Source organism: Capsulimonas corticalis (genome assembly GCF_003574315.2).
Lineage (GTDB): Bacteria > Armatimonadota > Armatimonadia > Armatimonadales > Capsulimonadaceae > Capsulimonas > Capsulimonas corticalis.
In genome coordinates this window covers 1,724,537-1,751,248 of record NZ_AP025739.1, presented here as the reverse complement: position 1 = coordinate 1,751,248, position 26,712 = coordinate 1,724,537, and the positions used below count along the sequence as shown (strand labels likewise).

The window sequence follows — 26,712 nt, the reverse complement described above, 5'->3', positions numbered from 1 at the left end:
TCGGAGGCGCGATTTTTTTTATTAACTACCGAGACGCCAGATGCGTCGGCATGGGAATATCCAGCCGCGCCGACGCGCCCTGGGCGGCGGGCTCCAGCGGCTTCGCGCCGGCGTTCGCGTCCACGTAGCCGATTTGGACCAGGACGAGGATCGCAATGCCGAGCATGATCCGGTAAAGGATAAATGGAGTGGTCGTGTGGTTCTCTTCCCCCAGATATCCGAGCAGCCAGCGTACGACAACATACGCCACCACGCCCGCGACGATGGCTCCCAGCAGATACGGAACCGCCGCATGGCCAAGATGCGTGTGGTGTACGACTTTGTACAGCTTGTAAAGGCCCGCGAGCGTGATCGCTGGAATGCTCAGCAAAAACGAGAAGCGGGCGGCGGATTCGCGATCGAGACCGACGAGCAACCCCGTGGTGATCGTGCATCCGGAGCGCGACGCGCCCGGCACCAGCGCGAGCACCTGCGCGAAACCGACCGCCATGGCGGGGCCAAACGCCAGCCGCTCCAGCGGCGTGTTGCGTTTGCTGATCCGCTCGGCCACCAGCAGCACCAGCGCCAATACAATCAAACAAACGCCGATGATATTGAGTGACCGGAACGTAGTGTCCACATGCTTTTCCAGCAGCAGGCCGGCGACGGCAAGCGGGATCGTTCCCAGAATCGTATACCAGCCAAGGCGGGCGTCGGTGTCGTCCTCGGGAAAGAGCTTTCCGGCCTTGAGACTTCGAAACACGCCGGCGATGTACTTGGCGAGATCGTGTCGGAAATAAGCGATGATCGCCGCAATGGGGCCGAGCTGGACAACCGCCGAGAAGGCGGCGCCGGGATCTTCCCAGTGCAGCAGGGCCGGCAAAATGCGCATGTGCGCGGTGCTGGAAACCGGCAGGAACTCGGTGGCGCCCTGGACGATGCCCAGGATCAGCGCGTGAAGGACAGAAACGTCGGGTACGGTTGGCGGTGGCGGCAAAATCGAGTTCTCCTCGCGAAATGTTATGTGATGTCGGTCTTCATACCGACGATTACTGCGATTTGATAATGAGCGGCGATGGAGGCGGCGATGTGTTTGCGGCCGCCGACTTGACGGCGCGCGCAATCCGGCGTGGCCGAATGACATATTGGAGCAGCAGCACGCGGCCGAAGGCGGCGATCGGAGCGGCCATGAACATGCCGATCAGGCCGAAGAACTCGCCGCCGATCAGCAGGACGATGATCACCAGCGCCGCATGCAGATGGATCTTATGACCGATAAACTTGGGCATGATCAGCTTGCTCTCCACCAGGTGCATGACGCTGAAGAAGATCAGAATCTTGACCGCCAGCATCGGGCTTTGAATGGCGGCCAGCAAGACAATGGGAATGCCCGCGATGATGGGACCGATGATGGGGATGGCGCGCGTGACGCCCGCAAGCAGTCCCAGGATCAGCGAATAGTTCATTCCCGCAATGTTAAGACCGATGTACACCACGACGCCGGCGATCACGCAAAGCCAGAACTGAGCGATGACGAATGTGCGCATGATCGTGGACGAAGCGCGCAGCAACCGGAGCGCCTCGCGCCGACGGCGCGGGGGGACGAGCGCTAGAAACTCGTTGCGCAGCGAGTGGCCATCAAGCACAAAGTAAAACGCGAGCACCGGGATAAGGATGATGTCAACAATCTTCGCCAGCCCCGCGAAGGTGCTCTCCATCATGCCGCGCACCCAGGAGCCGGGTGAAATCCCCTCCCCCGTGGCGCCCTGACGCTGCAAAAACGCCTGCACGTCCGGCGGCAAATGCGAAAACCAGTTCTTGGCCGACGAGACCATCGAGAGCAAATGCGTTTTGTAATGGGGAAGATTCTGTCCCAGCTCGTGCACCTGGGACTGGAACGGCACGATCATCAAGGCAAGACACTTGACGACAATGATCCCGAGCACGACAAAAACCACCAGGGTCACCAGGAGCCGCTGCGCGCGGCCGCTGAGGCCCCGAATACGATAACGGCAGAGCCAGTCCACCGGCCCAATCAAGGCGAACGCGAAGATTGCCGCCACCAGCACATCGGTCAGGATCGTCCGAATGCGCCAAATGACATAGCCCGTGAAGACGATCAGGGCGATCCGCCACACGAACTTCCAAACCTGCGCGAACCACTCCTCGGCAAGGCTGTCATATTTTCGTTTTGGCGTGTCGATCATGGTTAGAGATGGAGGCCCTCACCCCCCGGCCCCCTCTCCCAATTTTAGGAGAGGGGGAGTCAGAGTTTTTGTTTTGAGGATCTTTGATCCTCGTCTTACTCTTAACCCTCTCCTAAGATTGGGAGAGGGTGGCCCTCAGGGCCGGGTGAGGGCGCTTGCTTACGCCAGCGCGTCGGCGATACGCACGGCGGCCTTTCCATCTCCATACGGAGAAACCGTCTTCGCCATCACCGCATACGCATTATGATTTGTTAACAATTGCGTCGCTTCGGACAAAATCGCGTCAAAGTCCGTACCGACCAGCTTCGCCGTACCGGCGGCGACCCCTTCGGGGCGCTCAGTAGTTTCGCGCAGGACCAGAACGGGTTTGCCGAGGCTGGGCGCTTCTTCCTGGACACCGCCCGAATCGGTCAAAACGAGCGTCGCCTTCTGCTGAAGTTTGACGAATGGGACATAGTCCGGCGGCTCGATCAGGCGGATTTGCGGATGGTTCTGCAAAATGGGAAGCAGGGTCTCTCGGACGATCGGGTTGCGGTGCAGCGCGACGACGGCCAGCGTATCCGGATTCTGCTCGACCAGGGCGCGGACGCTGCGGCCGATGCGCGCCATCGGCTCGCCCCAGTTCTCGCGGCGGTGCGCCGTCACCAGGATCACTCGGCGGGGATCGGACAAAATCTCTTGGATCGCGGGATCGGGGATCTCATGGTCGCGGGCGGCGACATTCAAAAGCGCATCGATGACGGTGTTGCCGGTCAGAACGATGTCTTTGTCGGCGACGCCTTCGGCGGTCAGATTATCCGCCGATTCTTGGGTGGGAGCGAAGTGCAGTGTCGCGAGGCGCGTCGTCAGCAGTCGGTTCATCTCTTCCGGGAACGGATCGTACTTGTTGCCGGTGCGCAGGCCCGCTTCGACATGACCGAAGCGCGACTGATGATAGAACGCGGCGAGGGCGGCGACAAAGGTCGTCGTCGTGTCGCCCTGCGCCAGCACCCAGTCGGGCTTCACGGAATCGAGAATCGGGTCCAGACCGCTGAGCGAGCGCGTGGTCATCTGGGCCAGGTTCGCGCCGTGCTGCATAATATTCAAATCGAAGTCGGGCTGGATCGCGAAGACGGACAGCACTTGATCGAGCATCTCACGGTGCTGGCCGGTAACGGCGACTTTCACGTCGAACTGCTCCGGGCGGCGCTGGAGCTCCAGCACCACGGGGGCCATCTTGATCGCATCGGGGCGAGTGCCGAAAACGCAAAGGATCTTTTTCATGGGGTGTTTGCGCCGGCGCTAATGCCGGACCTGGTGGAAAATGACGAGGGCGACAAGGCACAGGCCCGCAGTGAGACCGTAGATCACCCAAACCGCGCGCTTGACCGAAAGTCCCTTGTTCAAAAGGATATGGTGAATATGGCTCGTCTTGTCGGGAAGGTACGCCGGCGTGCGCTTGATTGCGCGCTGCGTCACCACCCGGATGCCGTCGAAGATTGGGACGCCCAGCACCAGCAGCGGCAGCAGCACGCTGACCGTCGCCGGGATCTTTAACGTTCCGACAATGGCGATCGCCGCGAGCACAAAGCCTAGGAACTGCGCGCCGACAGTGCCCATGATGATGGTCGCCGGATTGTAGTTGTAGCGCAGGAAGCCGACACAGACGCCGACCACGGCGGCCGCGATGATCGTGACTTCGTACTGCCCCGTCTGCGCGGACATCAGCGCCAGAGTGGTCGCGCAGATCGCGCAGACACCCGACGCCAAGCCGTCGAGGCCGTCGATGAAATCCACGGTCTTGGCGACGCCAAAGACCCAGATCACGGTCGCCAGCGCCGAGAACCATGCGGGAAACGCCAGCCAGGAGCGAGGATCGTAGCCATGGGAATTCAGCGGAGCATTGTAGAAAGGATTGGTAATGCCTTCGATGCTCACCCCGGACAAATACAAAATCAGTCCGGAAGCGACAAGCGCGAGGGACTGCCAGATCGCCGACAGCTCGAACTTGTCATCCAAAGCGCCGACAATCGCGATCAGCGCCGTCGCCAAAAAGATCCCGGAGAACTGATGGATCTGATGGGCGCTCCACGGCGCCGCAAAGTGCATATGATCGTTGCGGACGAGGGTGTAGATATAAAGCGCGCCCAGTGTCAGCAGGAAGGCGGCGACCATCGAAACGCCGCCCCAGCGCGGGACGGGCTCCGGGTGGACGTCGCGGTCGCGAGGAATCGCGACCGCGCCGAAACGGATGGCCAGCTTGCGAACAAGAGGCGTCAGCAGATAAGTCAACGCCAGCGAGAGCGCGAATGCGATCGGTACAAGCCGCCACATAGAGGTGTATTACCCAGGGAATCGGTCGCAGAGCGACTTGACGTCGCGCCGCACGGTTTCGTAAACGGCCGCGTCGCCGACATTGGTCAGCGTGCGGACGATGCAGTCGGCGATGATATCCATGTCCGGCTCCAGGAGGCCTCGCGTGGTGACCGCCGGAGCGCCAAGGCGCAGACCGCCCGTCACCCACGGCTTTTCAGTATCGTAGGGGATGGCGTTCTTGTTGGTGGTCAGATTGACCTTGTCCAGCTCGAGCTGCGCAGTGCGTCCGGTCAGGCCCTGCGGTCGAAGGTCGACCAGCATCAGGTGGTTGTCGGTGCCGCCGGAGACGAGCGTGAAGCCGCGCTTGGTTAGCCCCGCCGCCAGCGCCGCCGCGTTCTTGCGGATCTGCTTCTGGTAATCCGTAAAGCCGGGTCGCAGCGCTTCGCCGAGTGCGACCGCCTTGGCGGCGATCACATGCATCAGCGGGCCGCCCTGAGTGCCGGGGAAGACCGCCGAGTCGATCGCCTTCGCGTGCTCCTCGCCGCACATGATCATACCGCCGCGCGGACCGCGCAGGGTCTTATGCGTGGTGGTGGTGACGATGTGCGCGTAGCCGACGGGGCTGGGATGCTCACCCGCCGCCACGAGGCCGGCGATGTGGGCGATATCCGCCAGCAGCAGCGCGCCGACTTCATCGGCGATGGCGCGCAGGCGCGGGAAATCGATAATGCGGGGATAGGCCGATGCGCCCGAAGTGATCATCTTCGGCTTGACCTCGCGAGCGACGCGGGCGCACTCATCGTAATCGATCAGACCGGTCTCGGCGTCGACGCCATAGAAATGGGCGTCGTAGAACTTACCGGAGAAGTTGACCGGGCTGCCGTGCGTAAGATGCCCGCCCTGATCGAGCCGCATCCCTAAGATGGCGTCGCCCGGCTGCAAGAAGGCGCTGAAGACGGCGATATTCGCCGACGCGCCGCTGTGCGGCTGCACGTTCGCGTGCTCGACGCCGAATAGCTGCTTCGCCCGCTCGATCGCCAGCGTCTCAACGATATCCACATACTCGCAGCCGCCATAATAGCGCTTGCCGGGATACCCTTCCGCGTACTTATTGGTCAGCACCGAGCCCTGCGCTTCCAGGACCGCATGCGAGACGACATTTTCAGAAGCGATCAGCTCAAGCTTGTCGTTCTGACGACCTTCTTCTTGCTTGATCGCGGCGAAGACAGCGGGATCGCTGGCCTCCAAAGAGGCCTCCCGGTCCAGGCCAAAATGATTTTGCGCGCCTTGGGACACGACATCGTTTTCTAACAAAGCCACAACAATTTCCTCCCAGCGAGTACTCTCGCGCCGGCAACGCCGAAACGAGTCGCAGAATGTCCTTCTATAATACTCTACTTTTGGGGAATCTTGCAAGTTTTGACCACAACTGTAGTCAAATTAATCGATGATATTAGCCCATTTTCGTTTCCGGATGGAACGCCAACCGGCGAGTGTGTTCATAGGAGGACACTCAGTCCATGTCCAATAGCCTTCATCCAAAGGATCAATTTGGCGCTATTATCAATGATAACGATATCTGGCTTCCACAGAAGGCAATCTCGAAAATCTTGGCTTCACGTGTGAAAAACGTGAATGAGATCATTCGAGATTTGGAAATATCCGGATTCTGCACAACGACACGGGAATTTCTCATTGTTCAAAAAGAAGGCAGGCGCGACATCAAACGCAGGATCAAGCATTACGATTTTGAAACGATCCATGCGATCGCGTTGCGCTCAAATCGACTCGACAAACTCACAGACTTCATGGAATACGCGCGCAGCGAAGGAATACTGAAATCCCGGTACTTTGTTCCCATGCGCAAAGAGCTAAAATTTGGAGAGATGCTCTCAGCCTTACTGCAAGACATCACTCTAGTCCAGCGCCAATTCCCCGTCGCCGGCTTCTTGGTGGATTTCTATCTCCCGGAAATGAACATTGTGGTCGAGTTTGATGAAGGCCACCACGAGAAAATCAATCACTCTCTCAAAGATAGAAAGCTCCAACGAGCCATCGAGACCATGCTCGACGCAACATTCATCCGTGTCACGCATGGCGCCGAATGGGATGGCCTCAACAGAATTATCAAAGCGCTTTTGAGCGCGAATCCAAAAGAGCCCTGACGCAACGTCGCGTCAGGGCTCTTTTTCTTGGATCGGCGTTCGCCGATTATTCTTGATTGGCTTCCGGGTCGTTCGAGTTGGACGCCGTTAGCTGCGAACTGGGCGGGGAAGCCGGTTCGCCGAGAAGCTCTTTGGAGCGGCGCACGGCGACGAGATGGCTGGCGTAGTACTTGTTATCGACGCGGTCGATGGCGACGGAGCGGCCGTGGCCTACGGAGGCGTGGATGAAGTAACCGCCGCCGATGTACATGCCGGTGTGGTCGATCTCGGGATGGTGGCAGGCGAAGTACATTCGGTCGCCGGGGACCCACTGCGCGACATTGCTGCGCGGAACATCGTAGCCGATGGCCGCCTGATCGCCGGAGTGGCGGGGAAGATCGATGCCGAAGGAACTGTAGATCGCCTTCACAAAGCCCGAGCAGTCGATGCCGTTCTTGGTGTCGCCGCCCCAGACATACGGGACGCCGAGGTAACCTTCGGCCTGCTGCACGAGCCGCTGCCCCAGCGTTCCCGTCGCGGCGTCGCCCGGATCCTGCGCCGGCGCGGTGTTGACCACTTGATAGTCGAGCACCTGGACATCGGACTTATTGATGTACCCCAGCGAGTGATCGATCATCAGGACGCCGTATTGGGAATCAGTTTCGCAGTTGATGGCGAGATATTGGCCGCGCGGGCAGACGGACAGGAGACGTCCGTAGCGACCGGTGGCGTGGATCTGCGCGTTATCGATCTGAACCATCGCCAGACGGCCCACGACGTTGCTCGCGCCGGCGACGTTGCTGGTGATGCCGCGCGACGGCAGAGCGGGCGTGGACGAACGGCGAGCGGCCGAGGAGCGGCGGGGCTTGCGATGGTAAAGTCGAGTGGAGCGCGGAGCGCTTGCGGCGGGCGTCGTGACATCCGAAGCGTCCGCCGCCTGAGAGGCTTCGGAGTCGGTGATCACGGTCTGGGAGTCAATATTAGTATCGGTCTTTGCAAAGACCGGTGAGATTGCGGCAAAAGCGAGTGAACAGGCAACCACCAAGGTTGCGGATCGGCGTTGAAACAAAAACGTCGTCCTCCTGGTTTCGGAATGTCGTAGCTTCGAGCGTTGTCGCAGCCGGAAAATGGTGTCTACAGGGAGATTATCGGCATTCGGGTCTCTTTACTGGAGACCTCTTTTTCAGCGGGGAGCGCGCATACCCATTTAACCGCCGAAACAAACCATGAACTTACCTAGTATAAGACCCGGGATGCGATTTGTCAACAACAAACTATTGTTCGCCCGCCAAACATCTTGACATCCCTCTCCCCGGCCGGTATAATACACACATTCCGCTTGCCGAAGTGGTGAAATGGTATACACGCTAGCTTCAGGTGCTAGTGCTCGCAAGGGCGTAGGAGTTCGAGTCTCCTCTTCGGCACCAATGAACAAACAAGGGCGTCAGATCCTCCCCGGATCCGACGCCCTTGTTTTGCTTTAAACATAGCGCCCGATAGGCAACCGAACGCTCGCACGCCAATTCGGACAGCCAGCATGCACCCGCGCATGCGATCAAAAGAAGGCTACGCTCATTGCTAAGATGCTTTAGCGTAATTTTTCAAGAGGCGCGGGTTGGGAGCCGTAGCTGCTCTCTCGCACCGCTAAGTGCGCAGGCAATTCTATCAATCGAGATGGGGCTGAGCGGTCACTCAAACGCAGGAGAAGTAGTTCCACTGCTTTTCGGCCAATTTCCTCGTAGGGCTGAGCAACTGTGGTGAGGCCGACACCGTTTGGAAGCGCTGATATAATATCGTCAAATCCTGTCAGCGCGATATCACCCGGTACGGAAAGGCCGGCAGCTTCAAGACGCCCTACCAAATTCATGGCGGTGTAATCGTTAAATGCGACTACCGCAGTCGGGCGCCTCCCTTCAGGCAATTGTAAAATTGTATCGACTGCAATCCACTCTTGTTCTGTATCGCGGGAAGGAATCGGCAGCACCATCTCTAAGATATCGGCGTCGCTCGTGGCGTCAATATAACCCATGATACGGTCCTGAACTGCTCGAATCGGTTCATTTTTCGTAACATAGGCGATCCGTCGATGCCCCTGAGCGATAAGATGCTGAACCACATCATACATCGCCTTGTGATTATCAACGCCAACAAAGTCTGTATCCACAGAATCTATCTGTCGATCGATCGTAACAAGCGGAATCGCGGCGGCAACTTCCTGGAGAAGTTCACGGTTGCTGCGATAGGCATAAGGATAGAAGACGGCGCCGCCGAAGCCACGCTTCAGTAAATACCTGAGCTGCTCGGCTTCGCGCGCAGCGTTTTCCTGCTCGGAGGCAACGACCTCGAGATCTAAGAAGACAGCGTGGTATCCTGCGGCCGACAGCGCCTGGTTCATGCCCCAAAATATTCGCTGCTGAGAGTTAAAGGAGCGTTCATTCTTTTCGCTGCCATGGCACATGAGCAAGGCGATAAAGTCTGATGAGGCCTGGTCACGGGATAAAGCCTTTACCGGCTCGACTTCCAGTCGCCCAACGACAGGCCGGCAGTGGGGGCGCCGAATAACCAGGCCGCTTTCAACCAGCTGGTTGATCGCCATGCGGACCACACGCCGATCAACTCCCAAATCCTCGGAGAGCGCACGCTCTGTCGGAAGCCACTCCCCTTCCTTATAATTACCCGATTGGATTTGATCGCGAATCATACTGGCGACGGAAGTCGTCGGAGGCATTGAGGAGGATGTTAGCATTCGCGGTTCTAATGGAGCCATTAATGATATTATGACATTATTCTTGACCATCTCGTGTCAAAAAGATCAAAATCTTACTGAAACAGGTGCTCAATCGAAATTTTGGCTGCACCGTTCATTTGATGTCTAGATCGGTGCGAAACGGCGAGGCGGGCAGGCCAGCGGCGTTATATAACGAAGCGCGCGGATTGTTCGACCATCCGAACCGCGCGTAAACAGGCGCAGAGACATCAATGCTATGAAGCGTCACCGTGTCGCCGGCGATTTGCGGCGTCGCCCAGTGAAACAGCTTGTCCGCTCCTGCGATAGCAAACACGCGATTTTCATCGCCCTTCAGATTTAAGCCCTGTGCATAATCGAACTTGAGTTCAATCACGCCGCCTGTCGCTCTCACCGCGCGAAGCGTTGGACCGCTGCTTTCTATTTTAAAGCCGTAAGTATCACTGAGAGCCCGCCGCGCCAGACGCAGCCCAGTTTCCTGCTTGTTACGATAGTGTACGTTCTTCTCTTCGCCGAGATCGATGACGACAACCAGATGCGAGTTGCGCTGGCTCTGTGACGTCTGCAGTTGCGCCTCGCGCACATTCGGCCACGGGTCGTTGCTGGGAACGTCGTCCGGCGCCTTGAAATTGGCTAACTGCACAATATAAAATGGGGTCTGTGCGCCAAAGTGCGACTGCCAGTCATTGACCAGAATCGGCAGAAGCGTTCGATACTGCCTGGCTTCCGCCGCAGTATCCCCATTCGATTCCCCTTGATACCAAATCACGCCTTTGATTTGCTCAGGCAGCAAGGGCGCGATCTTGCCGTTAAACAGCACTTCAGGGGCGTTGGGATCGTCCAGACGAGGCGGCATTGGGGGCAGGCTTTGCATCGCTGGCCCCAGATGCGCTTTCCAGGGGCCATCCAGCGACAGCGTGTCGGCTCCACTTTTCATCGAAAGCGCAGGGCCGGAAAAACCGCCGTCGCCGCCGGTATCCAAAACGCGCACCGCAATCACATTGCGCCCCGCCTTTACCTGAGCGCCCGGCACGGTATAATGGCGCTCCCTGCTATGATCATCGGTCGCGCCGACAAGCGCTCCATTCCAGTATGTGGTGTCGCTGTCATCAATTGCGCCAAGGTCCAGCGTCAGATCGCGCCCGGCCCATTCCGCAGGCGCATCGATCGTGCGCCGAAACCATATTACACCGTCAAAATTGGGAAAGCCCTTGGTTTCCCAGTATCCCGGCAGGCTCATGGTTTGCCAGGAAGCATCGTCAAAAGCCGGCGTTTCCTGATGCGCAATCGTGCCGGGATCATTTTGCCACCAAGCAAGAATTGGATCGACATGCGCGCCCTGAGCGCTCGCGCTTTCCTTTAGCGCGTCTACCGCAAGTTTGAACTCCGGCATCTTCGCCAGCGCCGGTCCGCTTACCCACGATTGTCCGGGCGTCCCACTCCATGAGTCGTCAATGAGCCCGATGGGGACATTGAGCTCATGGTTGAGATTCCGGCCGAAAAAGTATCCGACCGCCGAAAAATGGGCCACGGTTTGCGGCGAGCAGACCTGCCATGACGCGTCCTTTTCAAAGGTAGATATAGGAGCCGCTTTGATCGAACCGGGCGCCTGCAGCAGCCGGATATTGGGGTAATTGGCGGCGGCGATTTCGGCTTCGGGATTATTGGCGCCGTTCAAATCGTACGCCATATTCGATTGCCCGCCGCACAGCCAGATATCGCCAAATAGCAAGTTCTTTCGCGTGGCGGATTCCCCGGCCCCCTCCCCCACGACGTTCAAAGAATGGGGACCGCCCGCCGCATGCGGCGCGATCGATATCGTCCAGCGGCCATCATTCGCTGCAATCGCCGTTTGCTTTTTGTCGTCATTGAGCTGTACTATGACCTTTGCTCCAGGCCGTGTCCAGCCCCAAATTGGAACCGCCCGATCCCGTTGCAGCACCGCGTTATCGGAAAACAACGGATGCAGCAGCGGTTTCGCTTGCACGCCGGCTTCCTGCGCACGGAGAGCTCCGGTGACACAGTTAAAGAGCAGAGCCCCCATGGCGGCGCTCAAAATGACGTTCAGTTTTGTAGTTTTTATCATGGCGACAGTGGCTCCATATTAATAATGGTTCCATTATTATAGCAGAAAATGGAACCATTTCGCCGTTGGAGCCATTTAAATGCAAAGACTCGAAATTTAGGCGAACAAGCGCGTCTCGCGCCTATTTACCATACACATCAAATGAATACAGAGAATAGCCGAACCCTGTCGCCCGCTTGGTCCCGTAGATCCTGACCCAGCGCGCCTGGATGGGCTGGAAGCGGATCGCATCATAGTTTCCCAGCGCTTTGTGCACGAAAGCTGCGGGCCTCCACGTCTTTGCGTCGTCGCTGACCTGAATCTCATAGTCGCTCGCGCGCGCGGTTTCCCAGGACAGAAATGCGTGGTCGATTGTGGCCTCCTTGCCCAGATCCACAGCCAGCCACTGCGGATCAGACCACTGCGATTCCCATCGCGTCTCCGGGGCGCGGTCTGTGGCGTACTTTGCCTCATTGTTCGCGCTTTCGGAGGAACTGATTGTGGGTTTCCCGACAGTAAGGGACATCGCCTGGACAGAGCGCGACGCTTTCACGTCGGGAATCCGTTCAAAGAGCCCTACGTCCACATGCTGGCCGCCAAACTTCTGATGGCAGTGGACGGCAATTTCATTCTCCGCATTGGGACGCAAACTCTGCTGGGCTGCCGGCCCTATTGGATGATATTGGTAGGAATTGACCAAATCAGACGCGGAAAAGGCGGGGACCCCATTGATGTAAATATCGATACCCAGATCGTGATAATCGCGGAAGACAAGCTGTCTGACCTGCTGCGCGCTCAAAGCTCCGGGGTTAAATTTTCGGCGCAGCCAGATGTCGCCGGCCCTGTCCTGGGGTGCGTCGTCAGCGCCAAGAGTCGACTCATTGTCGTAAGCGCCTGAACCTTGCTGCCATTCTGTATCGTCAAATGAGGGTTGGATCCAGTTCGACGCCGGAGCGACGGTTGTGTATTTCCAGGCCCGATCGTCTTCCTCAGACGTCGGCATGATCTCCCGATAGGCCGGAAGCACGTACTCAAAACGGTTGGCTTTGGCGATTGCGGCGGGGTCACATTTGAGGGTGCGATCGTAGGTCATCAGACCGTTCACCTCCCCCTCGACATCGGTGATCTGGGTAAAAACCGCCGCGCTCATTCCCTGCGTATCCCTAAACTTCTGAATCATGCCGCTGAATTTGCCGTACAGTTCTTCCAGCTCCTCACTGCTCTGCACGTTGGCGTAGCCGCTTCCAGACGAATTCCAACTATGGCCGGAGACAAACAGCCCAATGCCGCCGTATTCGCCGCACGCCAGCGCCTGCGTCGCGCTGGGCGCCGGGCATACCGGAGGCGGGTATCCGTGAACATCCATCACGTCGCCCACGCCGAAGTAGCCGCCGCCGCTCGCCTGATTGACCAGACGCGACGGGTCGAGCGTCTTCACCATGTCCGTCAGGCGCGGAGTATCGAACTGCCCTTGTCCCTCATTGAAAAGGTCCCACATGATAATGGAAGGCGAATTCCAATGCGTCTTAACCATATCGCGCAGCTCTGCCTCGAACTCCGGTTTATCAACTGGAATACGGTCGCCGGAATAAGAATTGGCGGAGGGCATATCCTGCCACACAAGCAAGCCGAGTTTATCGGTCCAGTAGTACCAGCGCGCCGGTTCGATCTTAATATGCTTGCGTACCATGTTGAAGCCAAAGTTCTTCATGGCCGCAATGTCCCCTTTGAGCGCGGCGTCGGTGGGAGCGGTGTAAATCCCGTCCGGCCAGAAGCCCTGATCCAGCGGGCCTATTTCAAAGACGAACTTGTTGTTCAAGAACATCTTTTTGACGCCGCGATCGACGCCGATTGAGATTTTCCGCATGCCGAAGTAGCTGCTGATTTGATCTGTCGTCGTATTGCCCTGAACGAGCTTGACCTTGAGATCGTACAGAAAAGGACGGGACGGGGACCAGAGCTTGGGATGGTCGATCGGGATAGACAGTGGGGCGCCTGGCCTGCCAATAGCCGTCTTGATCGTCACGCCGCCTGCGAGCACCGTAACGACCGCTTTCGTATTTGGATCCAGATCGCCGGCTGTGTTGACAGTGACGTTCACCCGGCGTGCGTCGATGTCGGGAACGATTTTGAGATCCTGAACCGATGCGCGAGAGACCGGTTCCAGCCACACCGTTTGCCAGATGCCGGTGCTCGCCGTGTACATGATGGCGCCAGGCCGCAGGGTTTGCTTGCCCCGCGGCTCGCCGGCGTTATCCACCGCATTGAAGACACGAACGATCAGTTCCTGAGGGCCGGTCTTCGTGAGGAATGGAGTAATGTTATAAGAAAAAGGCAGGTAGCCGCCGCGATGGACGCCGACGCTTTTGCCGTTGATATAAACCTCCGATTCAAAGTCCACCGCGCCAAAGTTCAGTATTACCTGCTTGCCGCGCCAGTCTGACGGAACGGTAAATGCGCGGCGATACCATAATCGGTCATGGTGCTCCATCACCCCGGACAGGGCGGACTCCACGGGATACGGAACCAAGATTTTGCTTGATAACGTCCGGCCAGTAGGAACCGCGTCCCCCTCGTTTCCAGCTTGATACTCCCATACGCCATTGAGATTTTGCCACCGATCGCGCGCCAGCTGCGGACGCGGGTAGTCTGGGAGAGCGTTCGTTGGAGAAACATCCTTAGCCCATCGGGTTTCAATGCGGCTATGCGCGGGCTTCCAGTCGGCCTGGGCGTGAGCGCTCCCCGCCAGCAAAAGCAGGATGATCGTGGCGGAATGCAAACGTTTCATGAATTGTCCTTGAGAAATTCTATTGGGATGCTGCTCATTTGCCGGTATAGTGGTTCACGATCTTCGCTTGATTACGGAGGCCCTTCACAAGCGCCTGGGTCTGATCGTCTGTCAGATGTCGAGCCCGAATCACAACCATGGTGTTCGCGTAAAGCGCGTTCTGCGATTTTGCGTGGCGTTCCCCGTCGCCGATCAGCTGAATACAGTGATAGCCGTCTGCGGACTTAACAGGATCGGCGGCGACTTCGCCGGGCTTTGTCAGCGCCAGCGCCGCCGCCGCGATCTCCGGCTCGAATGAGCCGCCTTCGTAAACCACCCCTAAGTCGCCGCCGCTCTCTCGGGTCGTCCGGTCCTCTGAGTATTTCTTCGCAAGGTCTTCGAACTTCTCACCGTTTTTAATTTTGGTCAAGATGCTTTGACCGAGCGCAAGCGCCTCAGCCTCGGTATGGGATGTATTGGGCTTTGCAGCATTATTACCGCTGGGCGTAACGCGAATGAGAATATGACGGATTTGCGCCATCTTTGTCGGTTTCGCATCGGTGGTGAGCAGCTTCACCGTTTCGATCCACACTCGGATATCGCGCTCTAAATCCGCCATGGTTTCATGATGCCTACGCAAGATCCCATGGAGGTCGGACAGACCATTGAGGGAAGCCAGCTGTTCTTTGCGCCCCTCGATCTCGTCAGTCGTCGCCGTCATATACCTCCGCTTGGCTTCCTGATCGATCAGGGAGTCGTCAATGAGACGATCAAGAACGGGAGTAACCAAGGATGGATCCTGAAGCAGCATCGCCTGCGCATCCGAAACGCAGATCGAGCGGCCATTCACCGTCGCGATCACATCTTTCGGTTTCATCGGTGCGTCTGCTTCGGCGAACGCGCCGGCCGTCGTCAGTAAAAACATGCTGACGACAGCGGCGCCATTCCATACTCGCTTCATTGTCAATATCTCCGTCATTTAATGGGCTACGATGTTGAAGAGATCCCAGCTTCCAGCGGCTAAAGATGGACTGACGCGATCCGCATTGAGCGGCCCGCCGGCGCTGTTGTCCGTACTCACGTATTTACTGTTCGCTTGCGCCTGCAGCGCATAAGCGCCGCCGCCTTCATTTACAATTTGGAAGCCTTCCCAGCTTCCAGCACCGATGAATGGAGCCGTTCGGCTTGCGATCAAAGGGCTTGATCCGCCATTATCCGTCACATAAAGATTGTTGGCGAGTGATTGCAACGCGACGTACCCGTTTCCAAGGTCCACCACATTGAACTCCTCCCAGCTTCCGGCGCCGATAAATGGGGTCGCACGATTGGCGATCAGCGGATTAGCCCCAGCGCCATCGGCGCTCACATACTGTCCGTTGGACTGCGACTGTATGGTGACCGTCCGTCCGGTGAGCGGGATCGTGTAGTTGATGGTTAACCGTGGACGCTGTGAGACATTCGCAGATTCAGAAGACGCAAAATCCTTTGTTCCTGCGCTGGCGCTCGGCGTATCCTCCTGGATCATAACTCCATTGTTGGCTTTGGAGCCGTTGACCCAGGCGTTCGCCAGATCCTTGATGTTAAAACTGTACCAGCTGCCGGATGTGCTCCCGATCGTTTGAGAGCCAAGAGAAGCCCCGTCAAACGTCGGCTTGGAGACCCATGAAACGCCGGGAACGGCTTGCCCATCAATTCCAAGTCCATTTCCCTCCGCCCAGGCGCCCGTCACTTCATGGATATTCACGGTCTTATTCGCGGACCCATTTCGCACTCCGGTAAGGCATACCTCCAGCACCGCGCTTGTCACCGTCGCATTTGAGGGAATGCTTGAGACATTAAACTTGATCAACCCGCTCTTATCATCGCTGTCCGCGCCGGAATATCGGCCGACTTCAATTTGATCGTTGCCGCCGGAATTATTTCCGCTCAAGGTTTCCATAAGATGAGCGTCCGTCGTTCCAGCATAGCCATTCAGGCCTTCTTGAAAGACAGACACGCCGCTGTTGATGGTTTCGCTCATCACGATATCAATCGTATGGGCGCCTGACAGCGTTGCGGGAATAAATGGCAGCTGGGAGACGCCGTCCAGCTTGAAAGAGCTCACCATGCCACCCGATCCCGTCAGATTGATCTTGAGATTCATGTTACGATACTTTAGATTGGACAGCGAGACATTTCCCCATGCGCTCTTCAAGTAGGGAGAAAAGCGAATGCCGTTTGTCTCGAAGTTCATCCCGAAAACACCGTCGTAGATCATGCTCAGATAAGCGGTCGCGGACCAAGTCTGATTGCTGGGAATGCCCCAGTGCCCCCCATTTTGCCAGCCTCCATCCGGATCTCCCGAGATGGAGTTGTAGACTTCTCGGATATTTCCCGCGGAATTGACGAAAAGATTGTTCAGGCTTTCTAATTGGGTCGCAAAAGCATTGAACGAGTTTCGCTTGACCGCGCCTTTGGCGAATATTCCATTGACTTGCGGCCAAATGATACAGTTATGCCGGCCGGGCTGAGCGTCGCTGAACCAGACAAAATGGGGCCAGATGGACGGCAGGCCCTTGGGCTGATTGTGAATGTTGTTGACGATGAGACTGGCGCGCGCGTTGTCCGCAATCCCGAACAGCAGCGCCCACCCCAGACCGCTTCCCTCTTGATAATCCTCCAGCACGCCTGCCTTCGACCCCGTTCCGCTGATATAATATCCATAGCGATTCGAGCCGCTGATCCAGAAATTGCTGTTGATTTTGCTCTTTAAGTCATCCGCCTTGGCGTTCAGATCGCTCATGGTCGATGTCGGCAGTTTCAGTTCGGCGGCCATCAGAGCGGCGACGCGGTAAGCGTTGTAATACAGGCAATTCGTGCTCAAGCACATGAGCTCCGATGTTCCGTCATGATCCAATACGAACGTGGATCCTGTGTTCGTATTATAGGGCGTCGTGTATCCGGCGATCCCGTCATTGAAAAACGACGGGCCTTTAAAAAGCCCATAGGAAGTATTGTAGTGCTGAGCCCTCATCATATTCAGCGTATCGATCGTCGCGCTGTAAGCGCTGGATAAAAACGCGGTGTCGCCCGTGACGAGATAATGGTTCCATGCCGCCGTGCTCCAGATAATCATGTCCCACCACTGGTTGTTCCCCTGGTCAATGACATTGCCGTATGTGCTGTTCGGAACGATCAGCCTTGTCAGAGTATTTTTGGCGGTGACCGGATCGATCAGACTGCCGGCGTTCCAGCAATTAAGCGAGGAGTCTCTGGTCCATTCCGCATAATCACTGCCGGCGCGGAAAACTGTAGGGCTATTGACCGTGTTGATTACCGTGAGATTGTAAACAGAATCGCTATAGGATTTTCCAAATGTTTGCTGATTTGCGGAGTTCGCAAAAGCAATTGTCGGCGCCGCGACCTGGGCGCGCGCTGACGGCGCAAGAAAAAGAACAGCGGCGGTTAGCGCCCAAGGCGCCATGCCTTGAAGAGAAGCTCGGATCATATTCATCATTGGATTCCTCGTTGATAGAGACTGTGAAAACGCCGCGACGCGGCCATTACGGCGCAATGGCCCAGGTCTGCGCATTCGTGCCGTTCGCCTGATAGATATCGACGTTCGTGAAGTTTGTGGAAGCTCCCGCCGCCACATCCAAGCGCGTTCCCGTCGCGCACAACGGCGTGAGCGTATAGCCGCCGGAGACAGCGGTCAGGCCCCACTTTTGCGCGCTCGTCGTATTCGAGGTCCAGATATCAACATTCGTTCCATTCGCCACCCCGGCGCCCGCGACGTCAAGTGAAAGGCCTGGGGAAGAAAGCGGGCTAATTCGATAGCCGTTGCCGGCGGCGTTCGCGGTAAACGTCCACTTTTGAGCGTTGCTGGTGTTCGAGGCGTAGATATCGACATTGGTTCCATCGGTCGTCCCCGCCGCCGCCACGTCGAGGTGGCTGCCCGTGGCGCAGGCCGGAGTGAGATGATAAGTCCCGTTCGCGATCGTCCCCAAAGGAACCACGATAAACTTCTGTGCGGGCGTGCCGTTCGGGAAGTACTGATCGAATTGTGTCCCGGACGCCGTGCTGGCGGCCGGATCGTCCAGAGCCAGTTGGCTGTTCAAATTGTAAAAGGAGAGCGTTCCATCCCAATGGTATAACGGTATCCACTGGTCGCACCCCTGCGGCGACCCGAACGGCCACTGGATGACCGATGCTCCGTTTGCCGTCGAAGCGCCGCTCACATTCGCATCCAGGCCGCTGCCGACGTTCTTAATCTGGTAGTAGCCATTGCTGGTTGGGACGAACGACCAAATTTGACCGGCGGCTCCAGTGTAAGGCTGCTGAATCACCGGAGCGGAACTGGCGGTGGAGGTCACTCCCAAGGCCAGGTTGCTGGCGGCGTTCACAATCCCGTAATTGCCGGAAAAGATTGGAGCGTTTAATGGCGGCGTGATCCAGCCGGCAGCGATGACATGCTGAATTGCAGCGTCCCAATTGTCCGCCATTTTCTGATATCCTGCGTCGTTGGGATGCAGGCCATCGTACAGGTCGGCCGTTGTGAGCGAGCTCATGCTGACCATATAGACATGCTTGCCCGCGTTCGATCGCGCCTGCACAATTGCCGGAATCTGATTGTTATAGGCCACAATATTGGCTTCGGTCGTTGCGTTTGCGTTGCAAATCAACTGAGCCACCAGCACGGTGGCGTCTGGGTCGACGGCGATGATCTGGTCGATCAGGGACGCCAGCCGGGCCGGCGCGGTAGACACCTGATAGTTTCCGTTCAAATCGTTCGAGCCAATGTGCAGCGTGATGATATTCGGTTTGTAGGTAGCCAAAGCGCCTGTCGCCAAGCTGGCAATCTGATCGATTCGGTCGCCATAGATTCCCTCCTCATCGGGATCGGACATCGATCCGCTGCGCTGGGATCCGACGAAATCCAGGGTATTGCCCTGGCTGGCCAGCTCATTATAGAGCGGTCCTCGATAACCGTTGCCGGTGGAGCTCTGGTAACCAGCGGTGATTGAATCCCCCAGCGGCATCAGCCTTAAAGTAGCGCTCCGCGCAGGCGCGGATATCCCAATGACAGTCAGCAAGGCTCCCGTAGTCGCTATGAGAGAAAGTGCGCAATTTTTTCGAATGGATAAAGCCATGGAGCTCTCCTAAAAATAGATCGTAAGGTTAATCGCCCTCCTTTTCTTAAGATGAGCGATTAACACAATATCGCAGCGTCAATGCACGCCTATTAAGGAGTAATGGCCCAGGTCTGCGCATTCGTGCCGTTCGCCTGATAGATATCGACATTGGTCCCGTCCGCCGAAGCTCCCGCCAACACATCCAGCCGAGCGCCCGTCGCATTGAGAGGCGTCAGCGTGTAGCCGCCGGAGACTGCGGTCAGGCCCCACTTCTGCGCATTGGTGGTGTTGGAGGTCCAGATATCGACATTCGTTCCATTCGCCACCCCGGTGCCCGCGACGTCAAGTGAAAGGCCTGGGGAAGAAAGTGGACTGAGTCGGTACCCGTTGCCGGCGGCGTTGGCCGTAAACGTCCACTTCTGTGCGTTGGTGGTGTTGGAGGCGTAGATATCGACATTCGTACCGTTGGTCGTCCCCGCCGCCGCCACGTCGAGGTGGCTGCCCGTGGCGCAGGCCGGAGTGAGATGATAGGTCCCGTTGGCGATTGTTCCCAGAGGAATCAAGCTGAATTTTTGCGCGTTTGTATTGTTCGGCCAGTACTGGCTAAACTGTGTTCCCGACGCCGTGCTGGCCGCCGTATCGTCCAGGGCAAGCAGGCTATTGTGATTGAAGAACGAGTAGGTTCCGTCCGAGTTGAGTGACGGCTGCCAGCGGTCGTTGCCGGGAGACAGGCCCTGGGCCGGATATTGAACGATTGTCGCGCCAGATCCCACGGAACCGGCGGAAACGTTCATGACCAAACCGCTCGACACATTCTTAATCTGGAAGAGACCGCCGCCCGTCGGCGTGAAAGTCCATTGCTGGGCAGCGGCTCCGGTGTAAGGCTGCTGCACGACCGCCGCATAACTGGCGTTGGAGGCGACGCCAAGGGCCAGATTGCTTGCGGCGCAGACGATCGCATAATTTCCAGAGACGTTGAGGTTGGGCTGCTGTTGTACTTGCCACACAGTCACGGCGCTGGAGGCGTTCAGGGCAACGGGGTTAGAACCGGTGTTGGGATGGGTCCAGTCGTCTTCCGTAAGATTCAGGCTGTCCCGATTAGCCCACGACGTATTGGCGTTGTTCGCCATGTACGACTGGTATTGCGACCAGACATTGTTATCCGTGGCGAATTCGCTGACGCCTTTGACAAACCAGTACGCATATTGAGGGTTGCCTGGGGATCCCACAAAGTCAATCACTGGCCCCTCATTGACGATATGTGTAATCGCCAATTGGGCGTCGCTGTGGTACTGAGCAGTTCCCGTCAAACGATAGAGGTAATTGGCGGCCGAGATAAATCCGCCGCTATTGTACACATTGTCCGAGGGCTGGAGGCCATGGCTGGTGTCCAGCCCTTCGTTGACCTGACCGGGCGCTCCTAGAGAATTGGTCGAGCTTGTCGAATTGAAGAGGTTCGTACGCACCCAATTATACATCGCCTGACTCTTGGTCAAATAGGAAGAGTCCCCGGTGATTTGATAGAGTGCGCAGCCGGAGATGACGAGCGGGTCGTTGCTCAGGGCGCATTTGGAGAACTTGCTGTTCATCTCCTCCCACACCCCTCCTCCAAGCGCGCTATCCCATCCCCGGTTATAGGCCATGTCCCAGTTGTTACGGGCGGCGTTCAAAAAGGCGGTATTGCCGGTGATCTGATATCCGCGTACAAAGGCGATGACAGCCCAGGCAATATCGTCGTTCCACGAATCCCATGACCAGTCCGCGCCGTTATTGTCCGCCATGAATGTATTGAGCAGATTCGTGATCAGCACCGGCGTAGCCGGATTATGCGTGCGAGCGTAGTAATCCTCGGTAACGAAGATATCCGAAGCCTCGCCCCACATATACGCCCGTGTGCGATCCGTGATGCTATTGGTGTAAAAGGCCGAACTGCCGTTCTGCACCAGAAAGGCGGAGTTATAAGCGTTATAAGAGGTGTCCGCAATATTCTGGGCGCGCGCTGACGGCGCAAGAAAAAGAACAGCGGCGGTTAGCGCCCAAGGCGCCATGCCTTGAAGAGAAGCTCGGATCATATTCATCATTGGATTCCTCGTTGATAGAGACTGTGAAAACGCCGCGACGCGGCCACTACGGCGCAATGGCCCAGGTCTGCGCATTCGTGCCGTTCGCCTGATAGATATCGACGTTCGTGAAGTTTGTGGAAGCTCCCGCCGCCACATCCAAGCGCGTTCCCGTCGCGCACAACGGCGTGAGCGTATAGCCGCCGGAGACAGCGGTCAGGCCCCACTTTTGCGCGCTCGTCGTATTCGAGGTCCAGATATCAACATTCGTTCCATTCGCCACCCCGGCGCCCGCGACGTCAAGTGAAAGGCCTGGGGAAGAAAGCGGGCTAATTCGATAGCCGTTGCCGGCGGCGTTCGCGGTAAACGTCCACTTTTGAGCGTTGCTGGTGTTCGAGGCGTAAATATCGACGTTCGTGCCGTTGGTCGTCCCCGCCGCCGCCACGTCGAGGTGGCTGCCCGTGGCGCAGGCCGGAGTGAGATGATAGGTCCCGTTGGCGATTGTTCCCAGGGGGATCAAGGTGAACTTTTGCGCGTTTGTGTCGTTGGACCAGTATTGCTCCAGCTGCGCTCCAGAATCCGTGCTTGCGCCAGTCACGTCCAAAGCCTGTACGCTGTCATGGTTGAAGAACGAGTAAGTCCCATCCGCATTGACGATCGGCAGCCACTGATCGTTGCCCGGATTCATACTCTGAGCTGCATACTGGATCACTTTTGCTCCCGCCAGCACGGAAGCGGCCGACACGTTCATGACCAAGCCGCTGGAGACGTTCTTTATCTGGCAATAACCGCCACTAGACTGTACAAAAGTCCATTGCTGACTGGTGGATCCGGTATAGGGCTGCTGGACGACCGACGCATAGCTGGCGTTGGAGGTTACGCCCAGCGCCATATTGCTTCCGACATTCACGATTTCGAAATTGCCGGACACACTGAGATTAGGATTGGGCAATACCTGCCATATTCCCACAGCGCTGGAGCTTTCCATGGGATCGATATTCGGGTCGTTTGTCGTTGTGAGCCAGTTATTCCAGGTGAGATTTGAGCTGTTTCGCTTGCTCCACGCCGCGTTGGCGTTGTTCTGCATCCAGGACTGGTATTGCGGCCAGAGATTGTTATCCGTAGCGAAATCGCTCAAGCCCTTCACAAAGCGATACTGCCACTGGGTCTGCGCTCCGCCGTTATTGCTCATAATCGAAGTCGAGTTGACCACATGATTAGCCGCCAGCAGCGCATCGTTGTAATACTGCGCATTTCCGGTCAGGCGGTAAAGATAGTTAGCGGCTTGAACGAATGATCCACTATTATAAACATTGTCTGAGACCTCCAGGACGCCGCTATTCGTCTGCCCAATGGTCCACTTGACGCCCTCATTGACGACGCCGGTGCTGGTATTGAAGATATTGCCGCGCACCCAGGTATAGATCGCTTGAGACTTCGTCAAATAGCTTGAGTCGCCGGTGATTTGATAAAGAGCGAGGCCTGAGGTGATGAAGGGGTTTGTACTGAGCGCGCATTTGTCCGCATGACCGTCGCCATGAGGGAAGTTGTCCATGTTCTCCCAGATTCCGCCGCCGCCATAAGAAGTGTCCCATCCACGGTTGTAGGCCATATTCCAGGCATAGGTCGCCTTATTCAAGAAAGCGTTATTGCCCGTAATTTGATAGCCGCGTACGCACGCCAGCGTCATCCATGCGATGTCGTCGTTCCAGGTATCGAGCGACCAATCATAGCTCTCGTAGGCTAAAAAGTGAGTCAGCAAATCATTGACGAGCTGCCGGTGGGTCGGCGTCCGATCCCGCAGGTATGCGTCTTCGGCCACTTCAATATCCAGCGCCTGGACCCATGAGCCTTCGACGGCAGTCCCGTGCAGAGTCGTGGCGTAATAAGCCTGACCGCTTTGCTGAACCAGAAACGCCGAATTCCACGCGCTAAAAGAAGTGTCCGCCGTACTCTGGGCGAAGCTTGCGGGGGAGTGAAGAATGCTGGCTGCAGTAAGCGAAAAGGCCGCCAATCCTCTTATGGAATACTTAAGCATGTTTTGATCTCCTAACTGAGTGACTTCGATAAGCCGGCCTCACCGCCGGCGGATTGCGACAAGGCGTGGAGCGATCCTTGATCGTAAAGTCCACGCCGATGTGCGTCGTAACAACATAGATAAAGCCGCCGGGGACGGCCGCGACTACGCAAATTACGTCTTTGATGTACGCTGCTTCCATTACTCCTTTGATTTTTCGTTGCATACGGATGCTTCCTAACTCTATGCTCGCCAATAGATGCTTTTCTTTATTGCAATTATCGCAAAAAAAATCTTTTTTATCTCAGAGTGGACCAGTATTTCAATTATAGCAAAAACACAAGCCCAACCCTCTTAATGAGACTTCGTGGAACATTGATGGAACTATTGTATCACACCAAGGATCACATGTCAACATATATGGAACACATATGGATTCAAACCATGTCCCATACTATATTACTCTGAAGAGCTCATGCCGAAGGCGCCGTATTAGGGCCGCCCCGCGTCTTCCAAATTTCGATTGTGTTTGCGAGTGGGCCAACGAGGAATAAAGCGAAGTAGGGCGCGTGAACATTATGAAAGAGGCGCAGGACGCACTCAGCGGCGGCAATAGAGAAGGCGACTGCGCATTGACCGCGCCAATTCCGCACGGTGCTCTTGGGGTCGGTGATCATGAAAAAGATAAACAACTGGTACATCGGCCCCGTGATCGGCGCGATCTCGCTCTGAAATGTTTCCCAAAATGTCAGGGGAGGATGCGGGAGCGCGGCGCGCAGAGCGGCGAAGGCAAAGAATGACGCGACATAGGTTGCACAGATGTGGAAACGCCGCAGCCTCCAAACGATGATAGAGCCGAGTGTCCAGATAACCAGCATCGCCCCAAGCGCATTGCCCCACTGAATGCTCAAACTCGCCACGACGGCGGGAGCCAAAAAGAGCATCGCCGAAACGCCGAAGTTAGATGGGTTCCACAGGTGACGTCCGTTTATCCTCAGCACATACTTGGACGCGATCGAGAGAGCGCTGCACATCGCAAAAGGCCAATACAGTGGAGAACGCACCAGAATGCCGACGCTGATTCCGGTGACATAAGCGCTCGCCAGAGACGGCCACTTATTGTAGAACAATCGGCTAAGAAGGATCTCAGCGAGAATGCTTGTCCCGATCGCCAGCAGAGTCTTCGGATAGCTCTCCAGAAAGCCGTAAAACGCCTGCCCTATCAGCAAAATGACTGTGATAAGCATCGGCGCAATGTATTGGCTGTCGATTGGAAACGGGCGTGATGGCTTCACGTCCGATGAAGGTCTTACCGGTTCGGGCGGCAGCGAGTCGGCGGAGTGTCCTGTGATCATAATCGTGTTCCTAGCTATCTCTTATTGCGGCTCCTGAACCGGATTGTTCCGATCGAGCTGAATCTGCGACATCGTCAGTGTCTTCGACGTTCCCGCACCACCAGGCCAGCGAATCACGGCGCGATCAATTCGGGGATGAGGGCCGAGGCCAAAATGGAGCCGATGGTCGTTCTGAGCGCAGAAACCGCTGGCGGCTTGAACTTCCTGGAGCTGCTCTACTTCCTGACCACGAGAGTTTTTCCAGAACAGACGGACCTGGGCTCCAATCGCGCCGCGGTTACCACGATTTCCGGAGAGGTCGAATTCGAGCCATTGGTTCTTGGGAGTGACGGTGTTCTTGTAGATAAGCAGAGGTCCGCGCTGATTGGCGACAATCATGTCCAAAGCTCCGGTGTTCCACAAATCGGCGAGTGCGACAGAACGGCCGTCGTGAGTGTCGGTATAGCCGACCGCCTGCGCCACATCGGCGAATTTGCCGTAACCATCGCCCAGCCAGATATGTTTCTGTTCATAACCGGACAGGCTCATATTTTCCATTGGGGGCCAGTTTTTCGCATCGGAGATAATCGTTGAATTGCCGCCCGCGACCTTACTGAAGTCATACCAATAGCTCTTATCCTTACTGGCGGAAATATAGCCATTGGTCAGCGCAAGATCAAGCGCGCCGTCGTTGTTCAGGTCTCCAAATTGGGCGCCGAAGCTCCAGCCGCCTTGGTAAACCCCTGCGTCTTCGGCCCAATTGTCATATTTCAGGTCTTTTCCGGGACGCGCCACCCAAAGGTTATTCCCTTGGACCAGATTGCCCTCGGCGCTGATATTCGTGACATACAGCGCGAATCCGCCCTGATTGAGTACGTCTCCAAAGGCGACGCTCATGCCGCTTTTGGGGCGATATCCAATATTTGCTTGACGCCCGATCTCCGTAAAACTTTTTCCTGCGTTGTTTGCATAGACCTCGGTGACGCCGTAGTCGTTGGCGAGGACAATGTCGGGATAGCCCGAGCCTTGCAGATCGGCTGCGCCGACAGCCAGCGTCCAGCGATGGCTGTTCAGCCCAACCCGCGCCGTGACATCCTGGAATGTACCGTCGCCGCGTCCACGCAGCAAATATTTGCGGCCGCCATTCTGAGCGTACTCAAAACTGTTCGGCATCATGCGGGTGTTCTTCAGCTTCCACAGATCAACATCCTCGGAATAGTAACCGCAGAGCAGAATATCCAGATGACCGTCGCAATCATAGTCCATCCACGTTGCGGCGTTGGCGTTGACCCACTTCGGCAGCCCGGATTTGGCCGTCACGTCGGTGAAGCCATGGCCTTGATCGTTGTGGAACAGCTGCGGTTGTCCCCATTTGAACAGCAGAAGATCCGGATAGCCGTCATTGTCGTAGTCGCCCCAGACCGAGCCCATGGAGACGCCCGTACCGGATTTGTTGATATCGGCGACTCCCAGTTTCGCGGCAACGTCCGTAAATTTGCCGTTACGCAGATTATGGTACAGATGGTTTTGGCTGCCTTCACTGCTGTCGGTGACATACAGATCGGGCCAGCCGTCCTGATCGTAATCCACCACCGAAACCGCCGCGCCCATCGCCGCGACCTCCGGCATAATGGGATCAAGGGCGGGATCGAGAGTGGGGGCGTGGTGAATGAAGTCAATGCCGGCGGCATGCGTAACATCCTGGAACTGGAAGCCATAGCGCTGCATCGCCTCGCCATCCGCCACTTTCCCCGCCGGCTGAGCAGCCTTTCGGTTCAATATAGCAGTGATCGCAAGAAGGGCGGCGAAGAGGGTGGCGACAACAATGTAGCGAATGCGTTTTGACATAAATTTTAACTGGATTCGACTAAGCAGTTCATCGCCATCAGTGGCGCCGTCAGGCCTATTATATCATATCTGGAACATCCTGAAATCGTATTTGGATCAATGCATTTATTGTTTTTCGCCTGTGGTATACTTTGGGTCA

General features: G+C 56.8%; 17 protein-coding genes and 1 tRNA gene. 2 read left to right on the top strand and 16 right to left on the bottom strand.

The window, feature by feature from the left end; all coding sequences use genetic code 11:
• Positions 1 to 25 precede the first annotated feature (25 nt).
• The 5 genes from uppP to glyA form a co-directional block, all read right to left on the bottom strand.
• On the bottom strand, positions 26 to 976 hold the full coding sequence (gene uppP / locus D5261_RS07300) for an undecaprenyl-diphosphatase UppP (RefSeq protein ID WP_218025799.1): 951 nt from the start codon (positions 974 to 976) through the stop codon (positions 26 to 28).
• Between the two features lie 52 nt (positions 977 to 1,028).
• A complete protein-coding gene (locus D5261_RS07295) occupies positions 1,029 to 2,186 on the bottom strand; it encodes an AI-2E family transporter (RefSeq protein ID WP_119325232.1) in 1,158 nt (385 codons plus the stop codon).
• A gap of 159 nt (positions 2,187 to 2,345) precedes the next feature.
• Positions 2,346 to 3,449: a non-hydrolyzing UDP-N-acetylglucosamine 2-epimerase gene (wecB, locus tag D5261_RS07290; protein WP_119325233.1), complete on the bottom strand. Its 1,104-nt coding sequence runs from the start codon at positions 3,447 to 3,449 to the stop codon at positions 2,346 to 2,348.
• Between the two features lie 18 nt (positions 3,450 to 3,467).
• Positions 3,468 to 4,499, bottom strand: coding sequence for a glycosyltransferase family 4 protein (locus D5261_RS07285; RefSeq protein ID WP_119325234.1), 1,032 nt, complete (start codon positions 4,497 to 4,499; stop codon positions 3,468 to 3,470).
• A 9-nt stretch (positions 4,500 to 4,508) separates the two neighbouring features.
• Positions 4,509 to 5,729: a serine hydroxymethyltransferase gene (gene glyA, locus D5261_RS07280; RefSeq protein ID WP_119325242.1), complete on the bottom strand. Its 1,221-nt coding sequence runs from the start codon at positions 5,727 to 5,729 to the stop codon at positions 4,509 to 4,511.
• 272 nt (positions 5,730 to 6,001) lie between these two features.
• On the opposite strand from glyA, the gene D5261_RS07275 reads away from it, so the two are divergent.
• Entirely contained in the window at positions 6,002 to 6,646 is a 645-nt protein-coding gene (locus tag D5261_RS07275; protein ID WP_119325235.1) for a DUF559 domain-containing protein, read from the top strand.
• A 46-nt stretch (positions 6,647 to 6,692) separates the two neighbouring features.
• Here D5261_RS07275 and D5261_RS07270 read toward each other — a convergent pair whose 3' ends face one another.
• Positions 6,693 to 7,694: a C40 family peptidase gene (locus D5261_RS07270; RefSeq protein WP_301002441.1), complete on the bottom strand. Its 1,002-nt coding sequence runs from the start codon at positions 7,692 to 7,694 to the stop codon at positions 6,693 to 6,695.
• A gap of 272 nt (positions 7,695 to 7,966) precedes the next feature.
• Between D5261_RS07270 and D5261_RS07265 the strand changes: the two genes are divergently transcribed.
• A tRNA-Leu gene (locus D5261_RS07265) sits at positions 7,967 to 8,052 on the top strand.
• Between the two features lie 161 nt (positions 8,053 to 8,213).
• Here the strand turns inward: D5261_RS07265 and D5261_RS07260 are convergent.
• The 10 genes from D5261_RS07260 to D5261_RS07215 form a co-directional block, all read right to left on the bottom strand.
• Positions 8,214 to 9,353, bottom strand: a complete 1,140-nt coding sequence (locus D5261_RS07260) for a GntR family transcriptional regulator (protein ID WP_301002440.1) — start codon at positions 9,351 to 9,353, stop codon at positions 8,214 to 8,216.
• 133 nt (positions 9,354 to 9,486) lie between these two features.
• A complete protein-coding gene (locus D5261_RS07255) occupies positions 9,487 to 11,457 on the bottom strand; it encodes a sialate O-acetylesterase (RefSeq protein WP_119325238.1) in 1,971 nt (656 codons plus the stop codon).
• Between the two features lie 121 nt (positions 11,458 to 11,578).
• On the bottom strand, positions 11,579 to 14,224 hold the full coding sequence (locus D5261_RS07250) for a glycoside hydrolase family 2 protein (RefSeq protein ID WP_119325239.1): 2,646 nt from the start codon (positions 14,222 to 14,224) through the stop codon (positions 11,579 to 11,581).
• 34 nt (positions 14,225 to 14,258) lie between these two features.
• The gene (locus D5261_RS07245) at positions 14,259 to 15,164 is read right to left on the bottom strand and encodes a peptidylprolyl isomerase (RefSeq protein WP_165864694.1); all 906 of its coding nucleotides are present in this window, start codon (positions 15,162 to 15,164) and stop codon (positions 14,259 to 14,261) included.
• Positions 15,165 to 15,182: 18 nt separating this feature from the next.
• The gene (locus D5261_RS07240) at positions 15,183 to 17,690 is read right to left on the bottom strand and encodes a DNRLRE domain-containing protein (protein WP_165864695.1); all 2,508 of its coding nucleotides are present in this window, start codon (positions 17,688 to 17,690) and stop codon (positions 15,183 to 15,185) included.
• A 55-nt stretch (positions 17,691 to 17,745) separates the two neighbouring features.
• On the bottom strand, positions 17,746 to 19,221 hold the full coding sequence (locus D5261_RS07235; protein ID WP_301002439.1) for an RICIN domain-containing protein: 1,476 nt from the start codon (positions 19,219 to 19,221) through the stop codon (positions 17,746 to 17,748).
• 203 nt (positions 19,222 to 19,424) lie between these two features.
• The gene (locus tag D5261_RS07230) at positions 19,425 to 21,386 is read right to left on the bottom strand and encodes an RICIN domain-containing protein (protein ID WP_165864707.1); all 1,962 of its coding nucleotides are present in this window, start codon (positions 21,384 to 21,386) and stop codon (positions 19,425 to 19,427) included.
• Between the two features lie 55 nt (positions 21,387 to 21,441).
• Positions 21,442 to 23,412: an RICIN domain-containing protein gene (locus D5261_RS07225; protein ID WP_301002438.1), complete on the bottom strand. Its 1,971-nt coding sequence runs from the start codon at positions 23,410 to 23,412 to the stop codon at positions 21,442 to 21,444.
• A gap of 452 nt (positions 23,413 to 23,864) precedes the next feature.
• Positions 23,865 to 24,746, bottom strand: a complete 882-nt coding sequence (locus D5261_RS07220) for a hypothetical protein (protein ID WP_119325142.1) — start codon at positions 24,744 to 24,746, stop codon at positions 23,865 to 23,867.
• A gap of 21 nt (positions 24,747 to 24,767) precedes the next feature.
• Entirely contained in the window at positions 24,768 to 26,573 is a 1,806-nt protein-coding gene (locus D5261_RS07215; protein ID WP_119325141.1) for a CRTAC1 family protein, read from the bottom strand.
• Positions 26,574 to 26,712 lie beyond the last annotated feature (139 nt).